Annotated in this window: 14 protein-coding genes; 8 read left to right on the top strand and 6 right to left on the bottom strand. The window is 41.6% G+C overall.

All coding sequences use genetic code 11. The features are described from left to right. Nucleotides 1–74: 74 nt before the first annotated feature. From OCV27_RS10035 to menE, 6 genes are all read left to right on the top strand, one after another. Nucleotides 75–1,382: an isochorismate synthase gene (locus OCV27_RS10035; RefSeq protein WP_185759790.1), complete on the top strand. Its 1,308-nt coding sequence runs from the start codon at nt 75–77 to the stop codon at nt 1,380–1,382. Next, the gene (menD, locus tag OCV27_RS10030; RefSeq protein ID WP_245986742.1) at nt 1,383–3,092 is read left to right on the top strand and encodes a 2-succinyl-5-enolpyruvyl-6-hydroxy-3-cyclohexene-1-carboxylic-acid synthase; all 1,710 of its coding nucleotides are present in this window, start codon (nt 1,383–1,385) and stop codon (nt 3,090–3,092) included. It abuts the gene before it with no gap. Next, nucleotides 3,082–3,876 (top strand): 2-succinyl-6-hydroxy-2,4-cyclohexadiene-1-carboxylate synthase, encoded by a 795-nt coding sequence (gene menH, locus OCV27_RS10025; RefSeq protein WP_125321647.1) that lies wholly within the window; start codon nt 3,082–3,084, stop codon nt 3,874–3,876. The genes menD and menH overlap by 11 nt, the downstream gene beginning before the upstream one ends. Nucleotides 3,877–3,891: 15 nt before the next feature. Next, complete coding sequence (gene menB / locus OCV27_RS10020) at nt 3,892–4,758, top strand: 1,4-dihydroxy-2-naphthoyl-CoA synthase (RefSeq protein WP_125321671.1); 867 nt, start codon at nt 3,892–3,894, stop codon at nt 4,756–4,758. 117 nt (nt 4,759–4,875) lie between these two features. Next, nucleotides 4,876–5,862 (top strand): o-succinylbenzoate synthase, encoded by a 987-nt coding sequence (gene menC / locus OCV27_RS10015; protein WP_125321645.1) that lies wholly within the window; start codon nt 4,876–4,878, stop codon nt 5,860–5,862. Then, the gene (gene menE, locus OCV27_RS10010) at nt 5,859–7,244 is read left to right on the top strand and encodes an o-succinylbenzoate--CoA ligase (protein WP_125321669.1); all 1,386 of its coding nucleotides are present in this window, start codon (nt 5,859–5,861) and stop codon (nt 7,242–7,244) included. Before menC ends, menE begins: the two co-directional genes overlap by 4 nt. A 65-nt stretch (nt 7,245–7,309) precedes the next feature. Here menE and phnR read toward each other — a convergent pair whose 3' ends face one another. Further along, the gene (gene phnR / locus OCV27_RS10005; RefSeq protein WP_125321643.1) at nt 7,310–8,014 is read right to left on the bottom strand and encodes a phosphonate utilization transcriptional regulator PhnR; all 705 of its coding nucleotides are present in this window, start codon (nt 8,012–8,014) and stop codon (nt 7,310–7,312) included. 205 nt (nt 8,015–8,219) lie between these two features. Here phnR and OCV27_RS10000 point away from each other — a divergent pair, with 205 nt between their 5' ends. Next, entirely contained in the window at nt 8,220–8,402 is a 183-nt protein-coding gene (locus tag OCV27_RS10000) for a hypothetical protein (RefSeq protein WP_125321641.1), read from the top strand. Here OCV27_RS10000 and OCV27_RS09995 read toward each other — a convergent pair. The 3 genes from OCV27_RS09995 to OCV27_RS09985 form a co-directional block, all read right to left on the bottom strand. Further along, nucleotides 8,399–9,322 carry a YeiH family protein gene (locus tag OCV27_RS09995; RefSeq protein ID WP_125321638.1) on the bottom strand — a complete coding sequence of 308 codons (924 nt, stop codon included), beginning with the start codon at nt 9,320–9,322 and terminating at the stop codon, nt 8,399–8,401. The genes OCV27_RS10000 and OCV27_RS09995 overlap by 4 nt on opposite strands. Before the next feature lie 130 nt (nt 9,323–9,452). Then, a complete protein-coding gene (locus OCV27_RS09990; RefSeq protein ID WP_125321635.1) occupies nt 9,453–11,324 on the bottom strand; it encodes an MFS transporter in 1,872 nt (623 codons plus the stop codon). Between the two features lie 25 nt (nt 11,325–11,349). Next, nucleotides 11,350–11,940 (bottom strand): TetR/AcrR family transcriptional regulator, encoded by a 591-nt coding sequence (locus tag OCV27_RS09985; RefSeq protein ID WP_125321633.1) that lies wholly within the window; start codon nt 11,938–11,940, stop codon nt 11,350–11,352. 192 nt (nt 11,941–12,132) lie between these two features. Here OCV27_RS09985 and OCV27_RS09980 point away from each other — a divergent pair, with 192 nt between their 5' ends. Continuing rightward, the gene (locus OCV27_RS09980) at nt 12,133–13,002 is read left to right on the top strand and encodes a Tim44 domain-containing protein (RefSeq protein ID WP_125321631.1); all 870 of its coding nucleotides are present in this window, start codon (nt 12,133–12,135) and stop codon (nt 13,000–13,002) included. Between the two features lie 134 nt (nt 13,003–13,136). Here the strand turns inward: OCV27_RS09980 and OCV27_RS09975 are convergent, their stop codons facing one another. After that, on the bottom strand, nt 13,137–13,925 hold the full coding sequence (locus OCV27_RS09975) for a hypothetical protein (protein WP_125321629.1): 789 nt from the start codon (nt 13,923–13,925) through the stop codon (nt 13,137–13,139). Next, complete coding sequence (locus OCV27_RS09970; RefSeq protein ID WP_125321627.1) at nt 13,922–15,436, bottom strand: NAD(P)-binding protein; 1,515 nt, start codon at nt 15,434–15,436, stop codon at nt 13,922–13,924. Before OCV27_RS09970 ends, OCV27_RS09975 begins: the two co-directional genes overlap by 4 nt. Between the last annotated feature and the right edge of the window lie 22 nt (nt 15,437–15,458).

Below are 15,458 nucleotides of genomic sequence, written 5' to 3'. Positions count from 1 at the left end.
TTGATCTGAGTGGGGGTAATACAAAAATTGACGGTGTAAAATAAATAACGTTTCTGATGTATAGCGAGGTGGGTTTGTCATTGTTTCATCAAGCTGTTACGCACCTGATTCAGCGTGTAAAAACAGCAACAACCAATGAGAAGCGTCTGGTATACAACTTTCAAAGTACGTTAAATATTGACGGTATTGATTGGATGGATGCTCAGTCACTTTTCCCTAAATTCTACTGGCAGTCTCGTGACGCTCGCGAAGAGGTGGTGGCACTAGGACAATTGGAGGCTTTTCCTGATGCGAAAATTGGTCATAGTTTGTTATCTATGGGGCAGCGTATATGGGGGGGGAGTCCTTTTGGTAGACAACCTTGTCCCGAATTAGCCTCAAAGTCTCATTTTTTTATTCTGCCGTTAGCAGAACTGATCAGAGAAGGTACTCAATGGTCTCTTGCAGTAAATTTGAATCATGATAAGCAGTATGTATTAGCTCGCCTACGAGAACTTGTGGCCGATATTATTCCTATTAAGCCGCTTTCGACAGGCATAAAAAATCTTACACATTGTCCAGATAAAGTGAAGTGGTCAGAGTTGGTGGCCAAAGCCTTGGTCAGAATTGATAATCATGATTTTAAAAAAGTAGTATTGGCTAGAAAAACGTTGCTTGAAATGAATGGTACTGTCACTGCAGCTGAACTACTCAAATCAAGCTATCTTAAAAACCACAACAGTTTTCATTTTATGTTTGCTATGGACAATTCATGCGGCTTTATCGGTTCTAGCCCAGAACGTTTGTATTTGAAACATGGCCAGAACTTATATACCGAAGCTTTAGCAGGAACTGTTGGCCGGGGAGGAAACTCAAGGCAAGATATGAAGTTAGGGAACTGGCTTGGTTTGGATACCAAAAATATCAATGAGAACGGTCATGTTGTAGATGACATTGTTGAGAGCCTTACACCTTATTCAAAGCGATTTCATGTTGATCAAGAAGCTCATTTGGTAAAATTATCGAAAGTTCAACATCTTAAGCGTGATGTTCATGTATGCCTTAAGCCGGATGTTAGCCCTATAGAACTGTTAAGCGTATTGCAGCCTACTGCTGCTGTCGCAGGTTTACCCCGTAAGGAATCGATTGACTTTATACAGCAAAATGAACCTTTTTCTCGTGGTTGGTATGCAGGTTCCTTTGGTTTCATTGGTTGTCAGCATGCAGAATTTTGTGTCGCAATCCGAAGTGCTCTAGTTCAAAAAAATCAAATCGAGCTATTTTCTGGAGCAGGGATTGTAGCAGGTTCAGTCGCTTGTAATGAGTGGGACGAGCTGGACAAAAAATTATCGACTTTACTGTCTCTGCTTGAAGCATCTCCTGAGCTGGAGGCCGTTTCTTAGATGATGGACAAAAACCAAGCAGTACTTAATCGAATCTGGAGTCAGGTGCTACTTGAAGAATTAGTGCGGTTTGGAGTTGAAGATGTGTGCATCGCTCCTGGATCTAGGTCGACTCCTCTTGCTATTGAAGCTTTTGATAACCCAAATCTGACGCTACATACTCACTTTGATGAACGAGGATTAGCATTTTTGGCTCACGGTCTATCTAAGGCAAGCAACAAGTCGGTTGCAATTATTGTCACTTCAGGAACGGCGGCGGCGAATCTATTACCTGCGATTGTAGAAGCGAATTTAACGGGTGAAAAGCTGGTTGTTATAACAGCGGATAGACCTATTGAACATATCAACTGTGGCGCTAATCAGGCGATTGTTCAGACAAATATTTTCTCATCCCATGTTCGGGAAAAAATTACGTTACCAAGCCCATCCACATCAGTACCGTTAAGTTGGCTGCTTACTTCTATTGATCAATTGATGTATCAGCAAGAAAAAGAAGGTGGAGTTATTCACTTTAATTGTCCTTTTCCTGAGCCTTTGTATGAATCACCAGCAAAAAGTATTTATCAGACCTATATTGATACGATTCATGCATGGTGGATTTCAGAGTCTCCTTTTAGCGGTAAATCCATGGTCAACTCGACTGCTATTGCTCAAGAGCAATCACTTTTTTCCGCGAGAGGAGTGATCTTAGTCGGTGATGTCACTATAGAAGAAGCCAGGCTAGCAAAGAAGCTTGCTGAGACAATAGGTTGGCCATGCTTGTGCGATCCTCAATCTGGTGTTTCTAGTGCCTTGGCGCATTATGATATCTGGTTACAGTGCTCTGCGGCTAGAGAGTTTCTCAGTCAAACCGATGTAATTCTTCAGTTTGGATCTCGCTTTATTTCGAAGAGGCTTACCCTGTGGGTCAAGCAGCAAGTTGAAGAAAGGCAGGCACAATACCATTATGTTTCTTCTAAACCTGAACGCGATAATCCTAACCATTTGATGCAAATTCATCATGTATCAGAAATCTGCCTATGGATTGACAGTTGTTTATCTATCCATCGGCAGCCGATGGTTCCGTGGGCTGAAGAATTGGCGATGTACACTCGAAAAGTACGTACTCTTGCACAAGGTTATGCGATACCCAGCCAAGCTGTCACTGAAATTGGTTTGGCAACTACGTTAGAAAATTTACCAAATGATACACAAGTAGTGCTTGGAAATAGCCTATTTGTTCGTTTGGTAGACATGTTTGGTATCCTTCCAAGCATGAGAGTTTATAGTAATCGAGGGGCTTCAGGCATTGATGGATTAATTGCAACAGCTGCGGGAGTATTACGCTCGACCAATAGGCCCACTATCCTTTTTACGGGTGATACGTCTGCTTTGTACGATCTTAACTCATTGGCTCTATTAACTGATGTAAAAGCGCCTATTGTTGTGGCTGTAATCAATAATGATGGCGGGGCAATCTTTGATTTGCTGCCTGTTTCTAAAGCACATAAGCGTAAACTTTATCAGATGCCGCATGGCTATAAGTTTGAATACGCAGCACAACAGTTTGAGCTTCATTATCAACAACCAACAACGCTCGCAGATTACAACGATACGGTTAAACAACACCTTACCTGCGGGGAAGGGGCACTCGTGATTGAGTTGATAACACCTTCAGATCAAGCTTCATTTCAGCTAAAAGAGGTGATTCAAAATATTAATGCTTGCTAGCCATTTCTATAACAGTGTTAATCGTAACAATCTGCCGGTGATTGTTTGCTTACATGGATTACTTGGAAGTGGTGACGATTGGGCCCAATGTGCAGAGCTTTTGTCTAGCTATCCAGTACTCTGTATTGATCTACCGGGGCACGGTTTGAGCCAAAACATTCACTGTGACGATTTTAAATCGTGCTGCGATCAAATATCTCATGTATTACATCACCAAATTCCTGACCAAGCACCTATAGTTTTATTGGGATACTCAATGGGGGCTCGAATCATGATGACTGGGCTCGCAAGGCACTATTTTTCCGCTTTGAATATTCAACTGTTGATCTGCGAATCGGGTCATTTTGGCCTCGATAGTGAAGAACAAAAAAAACAGCGTTTGATCCATGACTCTTGTTGGGGGGCCCGTTTTACCAACGAAGCCATAGAAACTGTTCTCGATGACTGGTATCAACAACCTGTCTTCCAATCACTTAGCGATGAGCAGCGAAAAGCTTTGATTAGGCAACGCTTAAAAAATGTAGGCTCGTCAGTCGCCTCTATGCTAATGGCAACGACTCTCGCTAAACAAGATTTCCTACTCGATTCGCTTAAGAATCTAACTATTCCTATACATTGTATATGTGGTGAAAAGGACAATAAATTCAAACAATTGAATGTAAATAGTGGTTTGCCTTTCAGTTGCATTAATGAAGTTGGTCACAATGTTCATATTGAGGGCCCGCAAGTCTTTACTAATATTGTTAAATCTAATGTTAGTGCTTTAGGTTTAAGAGCTAGTTAAACAACAGGAATCATGATGTCAAAAACAGTCGGTCTTTCAGAAAAAGAGTTATATTCCCCCGTATATTGGCAAAATCTTAGTGATGAATTTGAGGACATTCAGTACCACAAATCTGAAGATGGTATTGCGAAAATAACTATTGCCCGTCCTCAGGTTCATAATGCATTTCGTCCACAGACAGTTAATGAAATGATGAGAGCTTTAGCTGATGCTCGCCATGATCAAAGCGTGGGCGTTATTATACTGACAGGGATTGGTGAAAAGGCATTTTGTTCTGGAGGAGACCAAAAAATTCGTGGTGACTATGGTGGCTATAAAGATGACTCAGGAATGCACCATCTTAACGTATTAGATTTTCAGCGCCAGATACGCACATGCCCTAAACCTATTATTGCGTCGGTAGCGGGGTGGGCTGTTGGCGGAGGACATGTTCTGCACATGATGTGTGATTTAACTATTGCAGCTGATAATGCACAATTTGGTCAAACAGGCCCTAAAGTCGGTTCTTTTGATGGTGGTTGGGGAGCTGCATATATGGCACGCATCGTAGGTCAGAAAAAAGCGCGAGAAATTTGGTTTTTATGCCGTTTTTATAACGCAGAAGAGGCCCTAAGTATGGGTCTTGTTAATACCGTGGTACCTGTAGATGAATTGGAGAGAGAAACGGTTCGCTGGTGCCGAGAAACGCTGCAACACAGCCCTATGGCACTTCGTTGCTTGAAAGCGGCCCTTAATGCAGACTGTGATGGTCAAGCTGGCCTACAAGAATTGGCTGGTAATGCGACAATGATGTTTTATATGACAGAAGAGGGTCAAGAGGGTCGTAATGCATTTAATGAAAAGCGTCGGCCTGATTTTAACCAGTTTCCACGTAATCCTTAATGTCATATGAATAAGGAAACGGATATGAGATACACATGTAAACCCCTATTTTTCTTTGGTTGGACCATAAGTTAGCAACTGCTAACAAGTACAAAAATAAATATAAGGGATGTGGTTATGAAAACGGCCAAACTTTATCGCTATAAGCTGCCAATGGATAGCGGCGTGATATTGAGAGAGCGTAAGCTCACGGAACGAGAAGGCTTTGTGGTTGTATTGGAAAGCAATGGCCAAACTGGGAGAGGGGAGGTCGCACCATTACCGGGGCTTAGTCACGAGAGCCTGGAAGATGTTTATCCGCAGTTGTTGGAACAATTGACGCTTTGGTATGGTGGACAGCCATTTAATTACCAAGCAGTACATCCATCGGTGGCTTTTGGTTTATCTATGGCTCAGCTAGAGCTTGATAAACTGCTGCCTGATACGGGCTATTATCAGGCTGCACCTTTATGTTCTGGTGATCCCGATGAGTTGTTACCCAAATTAAATGCTATGAGAGGTAATAAGGTTGCCAAGGTTAAGGTTGGGCTGTACGAGCCAAATCGTGATGGCTTGATAGTAAGTTTATTGCTTGAATCAATTCCAGATCTAATTTTGCGCTTAGATGCTAACCGTGCATGGACCGCCGAGAAAGCGGAGCAGTTTGCCAAGAAAGTGGCTCCATCTCTACGTCAGAGAATCGCGTTTGTAGAAGAACCATGTGAAACTCCCGGTGATAGCTTCTCGTTTGCGATTAAAACTGGGATTGCAATTGCTTGGGATGAAACGCTTCAACATGCGATTCGACAGCCTGACTTTAAACTAGAAGATTTGGATGGTGCTAAAGCGATTGTCATTAAACCGACATTAATTGGCTCGGTTGAAGCTTGTATTGTGCTTATAGAGCGCGCTAAAACACTAGGAATAAAACCTATTGTTAGCTCAAGTATTGAGTCGACAATCGGATTAACCCAATTGGCTCGATTATCTCAATGGCAGTTACCTGATGAAATTCCTGGGCTGGATACAGTCGGATTATTTGCTGAGCAATTAGAGGTGAGTTGGCCCGGCTGCGAACTGCCTGTTTCTAGATTGGCAGACCACCAGTTAGTGTGGCAGTTATAGTGGGCAGTCTTTCTCCAATCAAAGAATGGGCTAAGCTACGCCCTTTTTCTTTAGCCGTAAAGTCTCAAGATGTTGAATATACTTGGGCAGAATTGGTTGACCAAGTAGATAGCGTAGCAGCTAGCTTAGCTTCTCAAGGCATCAAATCTGGGGAGGTATTGACTTGTGTGGGTAAAAATAGTTTAGACATGTTGCTCGTCTATCTAGGCTGTATGGAGTTGGGAGTAATTTGTGCTCCAGTCATGCCGCAAACCAAGCTTTGTTTTGAAGCTAAGTTGAAGGTACTCTATTCAAGGCGGATGCAAGTGAAAGTGTGGTGTACCCCCCCTAATTCTGCATTGATGATGTATTCCAATGTAAAATTAGAGTCTTCCTCCAATGCTGAGTACTTAGTCGGTTATCACCAAGATAAGCCAGCATCGATCATATTTACATCAGGCTCAACTGGTGTACCTAAGGCCGTGGTGCATACCTCGCGTCAACATCTGGCTTCAGCCGCTGGTTTGCTTGAAAAACTCTTATTCACGTATGGGGATACTTGGTTACTCAGCCTACCTATCTATCATGTTTCTGGTCTCGCTATTGTTTATCGATGGCTATTTTCTGGTGCAACCCTAAAAATTGCTAGTGGAGACTTGCAAAGCGATCTTTCTGACGTAACTCATGCGTCTTTTGTTGCCACTCAGCTTCAACGTGCAGTTGAGAATGATATATTGTCTGGGCTAACTCATGTGTTGTTGGGAGGTAGCCATATCCCGCTTTCTTTGTGTGAGGAAGTCTCAAAGCGAGGTATTGATACTTGGGTGGGTTATGGCATGACAGAAGCCGCTTCAACAGTGACGGTTAAACTGGTAGATGGCAGTGATAGTTCAGGTCAAGTTTTAAATAAACGACGAGTTAAGCTGCAAGATGAGCGGATTTATATTGCAGGAGAGATCCTCGCTAGTGGCTATTATTACCAAGGTAACATAGAACCATTAACGTATAATGGTTGGTTTGATACTAAGGATTTGGGGCTATGGCAAAATGGTGGTTTACACATTATCGGTAGAGCGGATAACTTATTTATATCTGGTGGTGAAAACATTCATTGTGAAGAAATTGAAGCAGTATTAAATAAAATTCCCCATGTTATTCAGGCGATTGTCGTACCAGTTGAAGACAAGGAATTTGGCCACAGACCTGTGGCTGTCATTCAAAGTGAATTCAACATAAATATCGCTGATATTGAACAGAATCTAAGCACTAAATTAGTTAAGTTTAAATGGCCAGTTGCCTATTACAAGATGCCTGAAAACTTTTATCTAGATGAGATTAAAATATCACGGCAGGCAGTGAGTCAGTGGGCCTACCAGCATAGAGCTCAATCCAATTATCACTAAGATTTCTTGATATTGAAAACTTATGTTTGTATTTTTGGATCAAATCACTAAATAAAATGTCTTGGTTAGAAATTGAGCTCTGCTACGGACTCAATACTGATGGCATCATGACGCCAGCATTCAACCTGACAATCAATTAAATCACCTTCGCGATTGTAATTAGTTCGTTCAATGATCATTGCAGGAGAACCGGAAGTTGCGCGCAATGCTTGCGCGGTTTCTCCCAGCAACGTGCTGGTTGAGATACGGTAATGGGTTTTTTGATATTTAACACCGAAGTGCTCTTTGTAGATATTTGTTAGCGAGCTTGATAAGTCATAGCTCAAAATGTTTGGAAAATACTTGGGACAAATATAGTGGGTCACATACACAACGGGCCGATTTTCCAAATAATGCACTCGGTCGACACGATAAACATCTGAGAAAGGCTTCAGGTTTAATAAATTAGTTGCTTGCTTATTAGCCATAACTCCTTTAGCTGCCAGCAACTCGGTTTTCGGCACTCGATTTTGTTTCTGTGCTAAGTTCGAAAAGCTTGATGTTTGTGTTGGATCGTAGCGTAAAGGTGGCGGTGATATGAACCAACCACGACGATCTTCACGATAAATTCGACCTTCGGCCTCAAGAAGAGATAAGGCTTCTCGCAATGTCACACGTGTGGTATTGAATGATTCTGCTAGTTTGCGTTCTGCAGGTAGTTTTTGGCGTGGTGAGAGCATACCGGCTTCAATTTGTTCTACAACCGAGTCTTTTATTTTTACGTATTGCACCAAGTATCCTTTTTATCTCCGCCATGGTAGACCCTACAATAAGCCTACACCAGACTATTATGTGTCATTACTTTGAATTGTAAATGTGCATCTTCGAAACAAAACTTAGTTGAAATGGATCTTTCATAGTCCAAATGTGTCTTTTCCATATTTATAACTCTATTTCATAATAAACGCTACGGATTAGGAAAATGGATATATAGAGATGATAAGTAAAGCCATCATAGTGTTAGCCACCTTGCTACAGCTCATAGTCGCAACACAAAGTGAAGGACTTATTAGAGCATTATCTGAACTCTCTGCCTTCCTGCTTGTCGTCTCTTTGTTACTCATATACCGAACAAAGAGACGCAGTGAAGGGAGTGAAACCCAAGCCTATAGATATTAGACGAGTAAAAGCCAAGCGAGTGAACTACAAGAAATAGCCACCCACAATGTAACACCAAATACGAGTGGTTTAGGGCCAGCAGATTTCAGTTTTTCTACCGAAATACTACAGCCAATCAAAAACAGGCATACCACTAATGTACGCTTGGCCACATCAAACAAGGTATGATAAACAACCTCAAATTGTGGTAGGAGATCGCTAACGGCAATGGCTAGGCAGTAAAATAAAATGAAATAGGGAATAGTAATTTTTTTAGAGTCACTGCGAAAAAGAAACGCACTGAAAAACGCGACTGGAATAATCCATAACGCTCTAGCTAGCTTAAGTGTTGTAGCTGTTGTTAACGCTTCTTCACCATAAGCAGACGCCGCACCGACCACAGATGAAGTATCGTGGATGGCTATGGCAGCCCATGTCCCAAAAGTATTTTGATCAAGACCAAGGGCGTGGCCAATAACAGGGAAGATAAACAGAGCTAAAGAGTTGAGCACAAATACTGTGGCAAGAGATAAACCGATTTGTCCATCATCGGCTTTTATAGCAGGTGCAACCGCAGCAATAGCACTCCCCCCGCAGATTGCAGTACCCGAGCAGATCAAGTAACCAGTTTTTTTATCCAAAGCGATGGCTTTTGCTACCCACCAACCGATTAGCAAAGTTCCGACGATTGTGGCGACAATTAGCCCTATCCCATCGGTAGTAACAGCTAATGCATCTTTAAAGTGGATCCCAAAACCTAGGCCAACGATAGAGTAAGCCAATAATTTTTTGGTTACCTTTGCAAGGTTAAAATTATGAGGAACCAAACCAAGTGTCGCGAGTAGAAAACCAATAACAAGGGCGGTAGGAGAGGTAACAAAAGGGGTTAAGCAGGCTAACAAAGCAAGCCAGAACAAAAGCTGATTTTTTAACGTGTTCATCGAAAAAGTATTTTTCATAAGTGGCAGTAAAGTGTAGCGGACTTTGGTAAATAAATAGATTTAAATGAGCTGAACAGGCGTTTAGAAAATCTGAACATATAAGTAAAGTCCTGCCAGTTTTTTTTAAGCATTATTTCCAATTACCTCTTAGCTTGGTAACTTCAGAATACATCTTTTCTGGTGTCGCATTGTCTGGTGAAACTGCCGGACCAGCTTCAATCTCCAATCTTGACCAAAACCGAGATGGCAATCCACTGCAAGCTTTTCCATTATAACGACTAAAGAAACTACCCCATAACCCTTTGAGTGCAATTGGAACGACAGGTACAGGACTACTTTTGAGGATAATATCCATTCCGCGCATAAATTCATTAATATCCCCTGTACTTGTCAGTCGACCTTCAGGGAAAACACAAACCAATTCTCCTTGTTGGAGTGCTTGTTCAATCTCACGAAAAGCATCACGGATAGAACTGTGGTTTGAAGCTGATATCGGTATTACTCCAGCTTTTTTGAGGAATCGGCGTAACAGGGGAAGGTTGGCATATTCTTCTTCCATTACAAAGCGAATCAGCCTCGGGAATGCAGCGCTGAGTAATAGAGCATCCATGTAACTCACGTGATTACAAACAATTAAAGCACCCCCTTGCTCAGGTAAGTAGTGCAAATTCTTATGTTTAATGCGGTATATTATGTGTGTTATTACCCATGTACTGAAACGTACTGTGTGTATCGGTAGACGTCGTAATAAACGCATTGCAATGATCAAGTTCATTGCAGCAAGCAAGAGGAAAAGCTGAGGAATGCTCAAATTGAGTAGTGTAAGACAAATAATACCCAATACTGCGCTTCCAACCATAAAGAGTGAGTTATAGATGTTGAGAGCTGCAATAACTTGCGCCCGTTGATTAACTTTCGCTTGTTGCTGGATAAAAGCGTAAAGAGGGACAATAAATACCCCTCCTGAAAAGCCCAGCATCAGCAAGGAAGTGAATACTGGCCATAGGGGGGAATATAAAATAAAGTCATTGAAAGTGTGCATTTTGGGTAATTCACTGGGTACTGATAACGCCATAGTTAACCCAAACAAAGAAATCCCCAAGCTTCCTAGCGGTACAATACCCAATTCGATACGGTGGTTAGATAACCTATCGCAGGCAAGAGAACCGACAGCCACACCGATTGAAAAAAGTGCCAAAAGAAACGAAACAGCACTTTCGTTGCCATTGAGATAAATTTTGGTAAAATTAGGGAACTGAGTGAGGTAGGCGGCGCCCAAAAACCAAAACCAGCTAATTGCCATTAGGGCCTGAAAGATTGAGCGGTCAGACTTAGCTATTGATATAGTATTACGAATTTGCTTGATAGGCTGCCAGCGGAACTTGAGTTTGGGCGCACTTGGAGCGGCTTTAGGAATAGCACAGCTGGCTATATACCCAAGTAGGGCGAAGGTAACCACACTGATTGCTGCAATATATTTTGCGCTCTCTGTCGAAGCAATGATACCAGCCCCTAAAGTACCTAATAGTATTGCCAAAAAAGTGCCTGTTTCCACCAGCGCATTACCTGTTACCAGCTCTTGTGGTTTAAGTTGTTGTGGAAGAAGTGCGTATTTTACTGGGCCAAAAAATGCTGATTGTGTCCCCATTAAAAAAAGTAGGATCAGAAGGATAATATAGCTTTCGGTAATAAAACCAATTGCACCGAGGCACATGATGCCAATTTCGACAAGTTTTACTTTGCGGATGAACCACGATTTTTCGTATTTATCTGCCAATACACCAGCAGATGCTGAAAAGAGAAAGAAAGGGAGTATGAATAACCCAGCAGCAAGATTGATAAAAAGATCACTTGAAATGGGGAGTGCATCGGCACCGGTGAAAGCAACAAACAATAGCAAAACGTTTTTAAATATATTGTCGTTGAATGCCCCGAAAAACTGAGTGATAAAGTAGGGAAAAAATCGCCTTTTTCCTAACAGCGAAGTTTGATTGTCTGACATGCTTGCCTTTTCCTTTAGGAGAAATTCACCAATTGGCTATATAGCTAGAGAGAAGGTTGTCAATTAGTTTTTTCCCCTCGATTGGCTCTGCGGCAAAAAATTTATCATCTACGCTAAGTAAAGTAATACCATGTACACCAGACCAGAGAACACGACTTGCTTGTAGCACTTCTTTGCTGTTTCGCTGAGGGGCTAATTGAGATAATAGCTGTTCAAGCATCCCTGTCATATTAGCAATTCTTTCTGCTTGCCACTCTGGTAATACATCACCATTCATATTGTGTTCAAAAATAAGCTGCCATCTATGAGGGTGTCGTTGAGCAAAGTCGTGATAACAATATGCAAGGTGATACAAAGCCGTTGTATTGTCTGTGCTTTGCTCGACGACCAGTTTTGCCTCACTGGCTAATTCGTCAAGAGTTTGTGCAACTGCGTGTAGCAAGAGGAGGTTATAACTACCAAAAACGTTAACAAGCGTACTTGGAACATAACCAATCATGTTCGCGATTTTGCGCAGGCTAAGATCGTGATAAGAATTGTCACTGAGGAAATCCTTAACGGTTTCTAACGTGAGGGCGATTAGCTCTTCACGTGTATGATCGTTTCTTCTGGCCATGACAAAAGTCTGAAAATGAACAATGTTCAATATTCTATCAGGCTCCAAGCGTAGCGCAACTGACCTAGAGTTAAATTTGCAACACTTTGATACATGTCTCCACATTTACAGTGTTTTCTTCTTGTGATACAAAAGCTACTATTGCAGAGTTAGTATAATTATTACCTCATTTAGTTAACTCTAAGGCAAAATATGAAAAAACTTTTTTCCCTTGTCGCCCTGCTAATGGTATCTGTGACCATTACTCCGATCGCTGAAGCTAAGAAGTTTGGTGGTGGCAAATCGTTTGGTAAGAGCTATAAAACGGCTCCAGCACCAAAGCAGAAAAACACCAACACACTAGGTAAAGATCAAGCGACTAAATCACCAAGCTCAAGTAAAAAAGGCTTAATGGGCGGTTTATTGGGCGGCTTACTTGCTGGTGGTCTTTTGGCGGCATTTTTTGGTGGTGCGTTTGAAGGTATCCAGTTTATGGATATTCTCATCATGGGCCTAGTCGCATTTGTTATCTTCAAGCTAATGAAGGGCTTGCTTGGAGCAAAACAGGGCAGTATGAATCAGAATAAGCAACAACCTGCATTTGGTGGTTCCGCGCCTAAGTTTGAGCAACCGAATGTCCATAATTTTGAGCAGCAGCCACAAACAGCAACACAAGGTGGCGGTTTTGGTGCTACCAATGACGTACCAAATAACTTTCCACCAGGTTTCGATCAGTCAGCCTTTATTGATGGTGCCCGTGAGCATTATCGTGTTCTTCAAGGTGCGTGGAATCACAACCAGCTTGAAACAATTCAGGAGTATGTATCACCAAGCTTGTTTGCAGATTTGCAGCAAGAGCGAGCAAAGCTTGAAGGTGAACAGCACACTGATGTGATGTATGTAGATGCTGAGATTGTTCGAGCTGATCATGATGCTAACAAAGCTCAACTAAGTATACAGTTTAGCGGTCGTTACCGAGATGCAGTTGAAAGCGTCGAAGAAAATATTGAAGATATTTGGCACCTAGAAAGAGATCTAACAGTTGAAAATGCTCCTTGGTTAATTGTTGGTATACAAGGCTAACTTCATTTTTTATATTAAGCGCCCAAGCAATTTGCTTGGGCGTTTTTGTATTATTAGAGTTAATATGTTTTAGATAAGTTTCGAGTTTGTATCAAGAGCAAAAAATACTAGCTTTCGGCAATAAATTCATTGGGTTAATTAAAGAGTGTACAAATGCTTACAATACACAGAGTGAGCATTAAGCGCGGTATTAACCACTGAGCTTGTTTGGAACTAACAATCACGGCCACCTTCTCTAGACGAACGAAATTTTTACCTCCCCAATTTGGCGATTTGAAGTCAAAGCATAGGCTTAAGAATAAGAAGTGGCTTGCTGTGATGATTCGGGCGTGGAAGAAGTCATTGGCAAATATAGCGATTATGTATGAAGCAATATGAAGCGTGGATAACGTCATTTTGGGTAAGATGTGTTTGTATTCAACAAATAACAATTGTACCAACCATGCGCCATATATTACTTTAAGCTGCCATGAGACCGGAGTGCCAAGTAGTAACAGTTCGGCATTGCCAAAGTTCTGAGTAACTAAGCCTGCATAAATCCATTGTGCGATGGCCCCAGCTAGACAGATAGAAATAACAATGGATAGATATGCTTGCTTTTTGAGTTGAACCCAAATAAAACCACCAGCTTGAACGATAAAAAATATCATCAATGCATTGTCTAGATATGGAGTATCGATCCATTGTGCAACCATTAAAAAACAGATCAAATTGAATCCTGACTCTAACCAAAGAATCCGTTTTATTTCACCACTATTATCTACGGGTTTAACAAGAGGCCAAAACACAAGAGGTAATAAGATCGTTAGCAATAATGTTAGCCACATAGAGCTTTGAACAACATGATAGTAACCGCTTGCATACACCAAGCTTAATATGAGGAATAATGCTGTTGAAAGAGGAGGGATCATTATCTCTTTCATGCTATTGCCGCTCGCTTCACAATTGTCTCTGCACATAATCGAACAGTTTCAACGCAGCGTTCGAGGGTAACTGGAACACGCCAGCTTTGTTTTGGATCAAACAGGTATTCACCGACAAAGAATAGATTATTACACTTGCTAGAAGTTAATGGCTGGCGACTTTTAGCCCTTGGCTGAGTGAGAGCATGCTGAAAAACCCAGTGTTTAGGCTCACCATTTTCATTGCGTAATACGTCACCTTTAAACCAACTTGAATACTTAGTATCTAGCTCTTCAGGATTGACCAATTCTGCTCCTGGGCCAGGATGAAAACTTTCGTAATAGACACTGTTGAGGAGTTTTGTGCTGCCAAATATTTGAATTAGTAGTTCATCCCTTATTTGAGATTTGTTGCAATCTACTAAAGGGAGCTGGTTCTGGTTTCCTTCAGCACAACTAAGATTAGTCGCGGTAACAGATAAGCAAATACGTTCACTATGAGCGGCCTGTCGCCTTGTAACGCTGTAACTCAACCCCCAAGCAGAGTCGATAACAATCCCTACCGTTTTGTTGTCTAATTCTTCTGGCATGGCAGAGAAGTGGAATTGAAAACCGTGACTAAAAATATAGTCATACTCAAGATCTGTACAGTGCTCGCCAAGCAAATTATGCGTGACGTGAGCGGGGAGAGCCGATACAAACAAATCGGCTTCAATACTTTGTCCACAGGTTAGGTGTACTTTGTCGATAAGCGAGTTAGTAGTATTTAGGTTTAGATAATCCACTTCGCAATTGAAATGAAAACTGACACCTTGAGATTCAAGATATTTAATCAGTGGCGTAATGATAGCGTCACTAATGGGTTCTCGAATACCAAGGCTATAAGCACCCGGTGCATCTGGGTGTAGTTCCCCAGTTTTATTGTTGAGAAGATCCAATACTGAAAGAGCTGGAGTATTGTCAGTTGCTCCGATCCACCCAAGTAGTACTGGCTTTAAAAATGCACTTAATTGAGTTCTAAATTGGTATTCAAAGTATTCACTAACAGGTGTATCTAAGAGCTTAGAGTGGTTTTCTTCACTTGTTAGCCTTTTTTTAAACCATAAGATATCTTTGAGTGGCACGTCAGCATAGAACATTGCGTAAGCTGATTTTGCATCATCAAGTAATTTCTCTATTACATTAAAATAAGCTCTTTGAAACTGCATCGTCTTTACAGGCTTTCCCCAGTGAAACTGAACTTTCTCTTGTGGGTATAGCGAATCAAAACAGCTTCCCTTGGAAGACGGAATTTCCTTTAAAAAGTCGATAAGATTTTTATTTTTGGCAAAAAACTGACGATGTGTGAGCTCGTGTACGATCCCGTCTTTTTCTGTACCAATGCATTTCCCGCCTGCGTAGGACTCCTTGTCGTATATTGCTACTTCAAAACCATGTTTAAGGCATTCGTGAGCCATGGCTAGCCCTGAGAATCCAGCACCTAGAATAGCGATGCGCTGCTTACTTGACTGTCGAGAATGAGAGTTTGGCATATAGTTTTCTTCTTTCTAATAA

The organism is Vibrio pectenicida, assembly GCA_024347015.1.
Lineage (GTDB): Bacteria > Pseudomonadota > Gammaproteobacteria > Enterobacterales > Vibrionaceae > Vibrio > Vibrio pectenicida.
Note: the sequence above shows the minus strand (reverse complement) of the source record. Positions and strands in the feature narration are given on the sequence as shown.

What these genes read in the sequence shown, in the direction of transcription:
- menD (WP_245986742.1), top strand. Translation starts at nt 1,383, where the DNA reads ATGATGGACAAAAACCAAGCAGTACTTAATCGAATCTGGAGTCAGGTG.
- menH (WP_125321647.1), top strand. Translation starts at nt 3,082, where the DNA reads ATGCTTGCTAGCCATTTCTATAACAGTGTTAATCGTAACAATCTGCCG.
- menB (WP_125321671.1), top strand. Translation starts at nt 3,892, where the DNA reads ATGTCAAAAACAGTCGGTCTTTCAGAAAAAGAGTTATATTCCCCCGTA.
- menC (WP_125321645.1), top strand. Translation starts at nt 4,876, where the DNA reads ATGAAAACGGCCAAACTTTATCGCTATAAGCTGCCAATGGATAGCGGC.
- OCV27_RS10000 (WP_125321641.1), top strand. Translation starts at nt 8,220, where the DNA reads ATGATAAGTAAAGCCATCATAGTGTTAGCCACCTTGCTACAGCTCATA.
- OCV27_RS09995 (WP_125321638.1), bottom strand. Translation starts at nt 9,322, where the DNA reads ATGAACACGTTAAAAAATCAGCTTTTGTTCTGGCTTGCTTTGTTAGCC.
- OCV27_RS09990 (WP_125321635.1), bottom strand. Translation starts at nt 11,324, where the DNA reads ATGTCAGACAATCAAACTTCGCTGTTAGGAAAAAGGCGATTTTTTCCC.
- OCV27_RS09985 (WP_125321633.1), bottom strand. Translation starts at nt 11,940, where the DNA reads ATGGCCAGAAGAAACGATCATACACGTGAAGAGCTAATCGCCCTCACG.
- OCV27_RS09980 (WP_125321631.1), top strand. Translation starts at nt 12,133, where the DNA reads ATGAAAAAACTTTTTTCCCTTGTCGCCCTGCTAATGGTATCTGTGACC.
- OCV27_RS09975 (WP_125321629.1), bottom strand. Translation starts at nt 13,925, where the DNA reads ATGAAAGAGATAATGATCCCTCCTCTTTCAACAGCATTATTCCTCATA.
- OCV27_RS09970 (WP_125321627.1), bottom strand. Translation starts at nt 15,436, where the DNA reads ATGCCAAACTCTCATTCTCGACAGTCAAGTAAGCAGCGCATCGCTATT.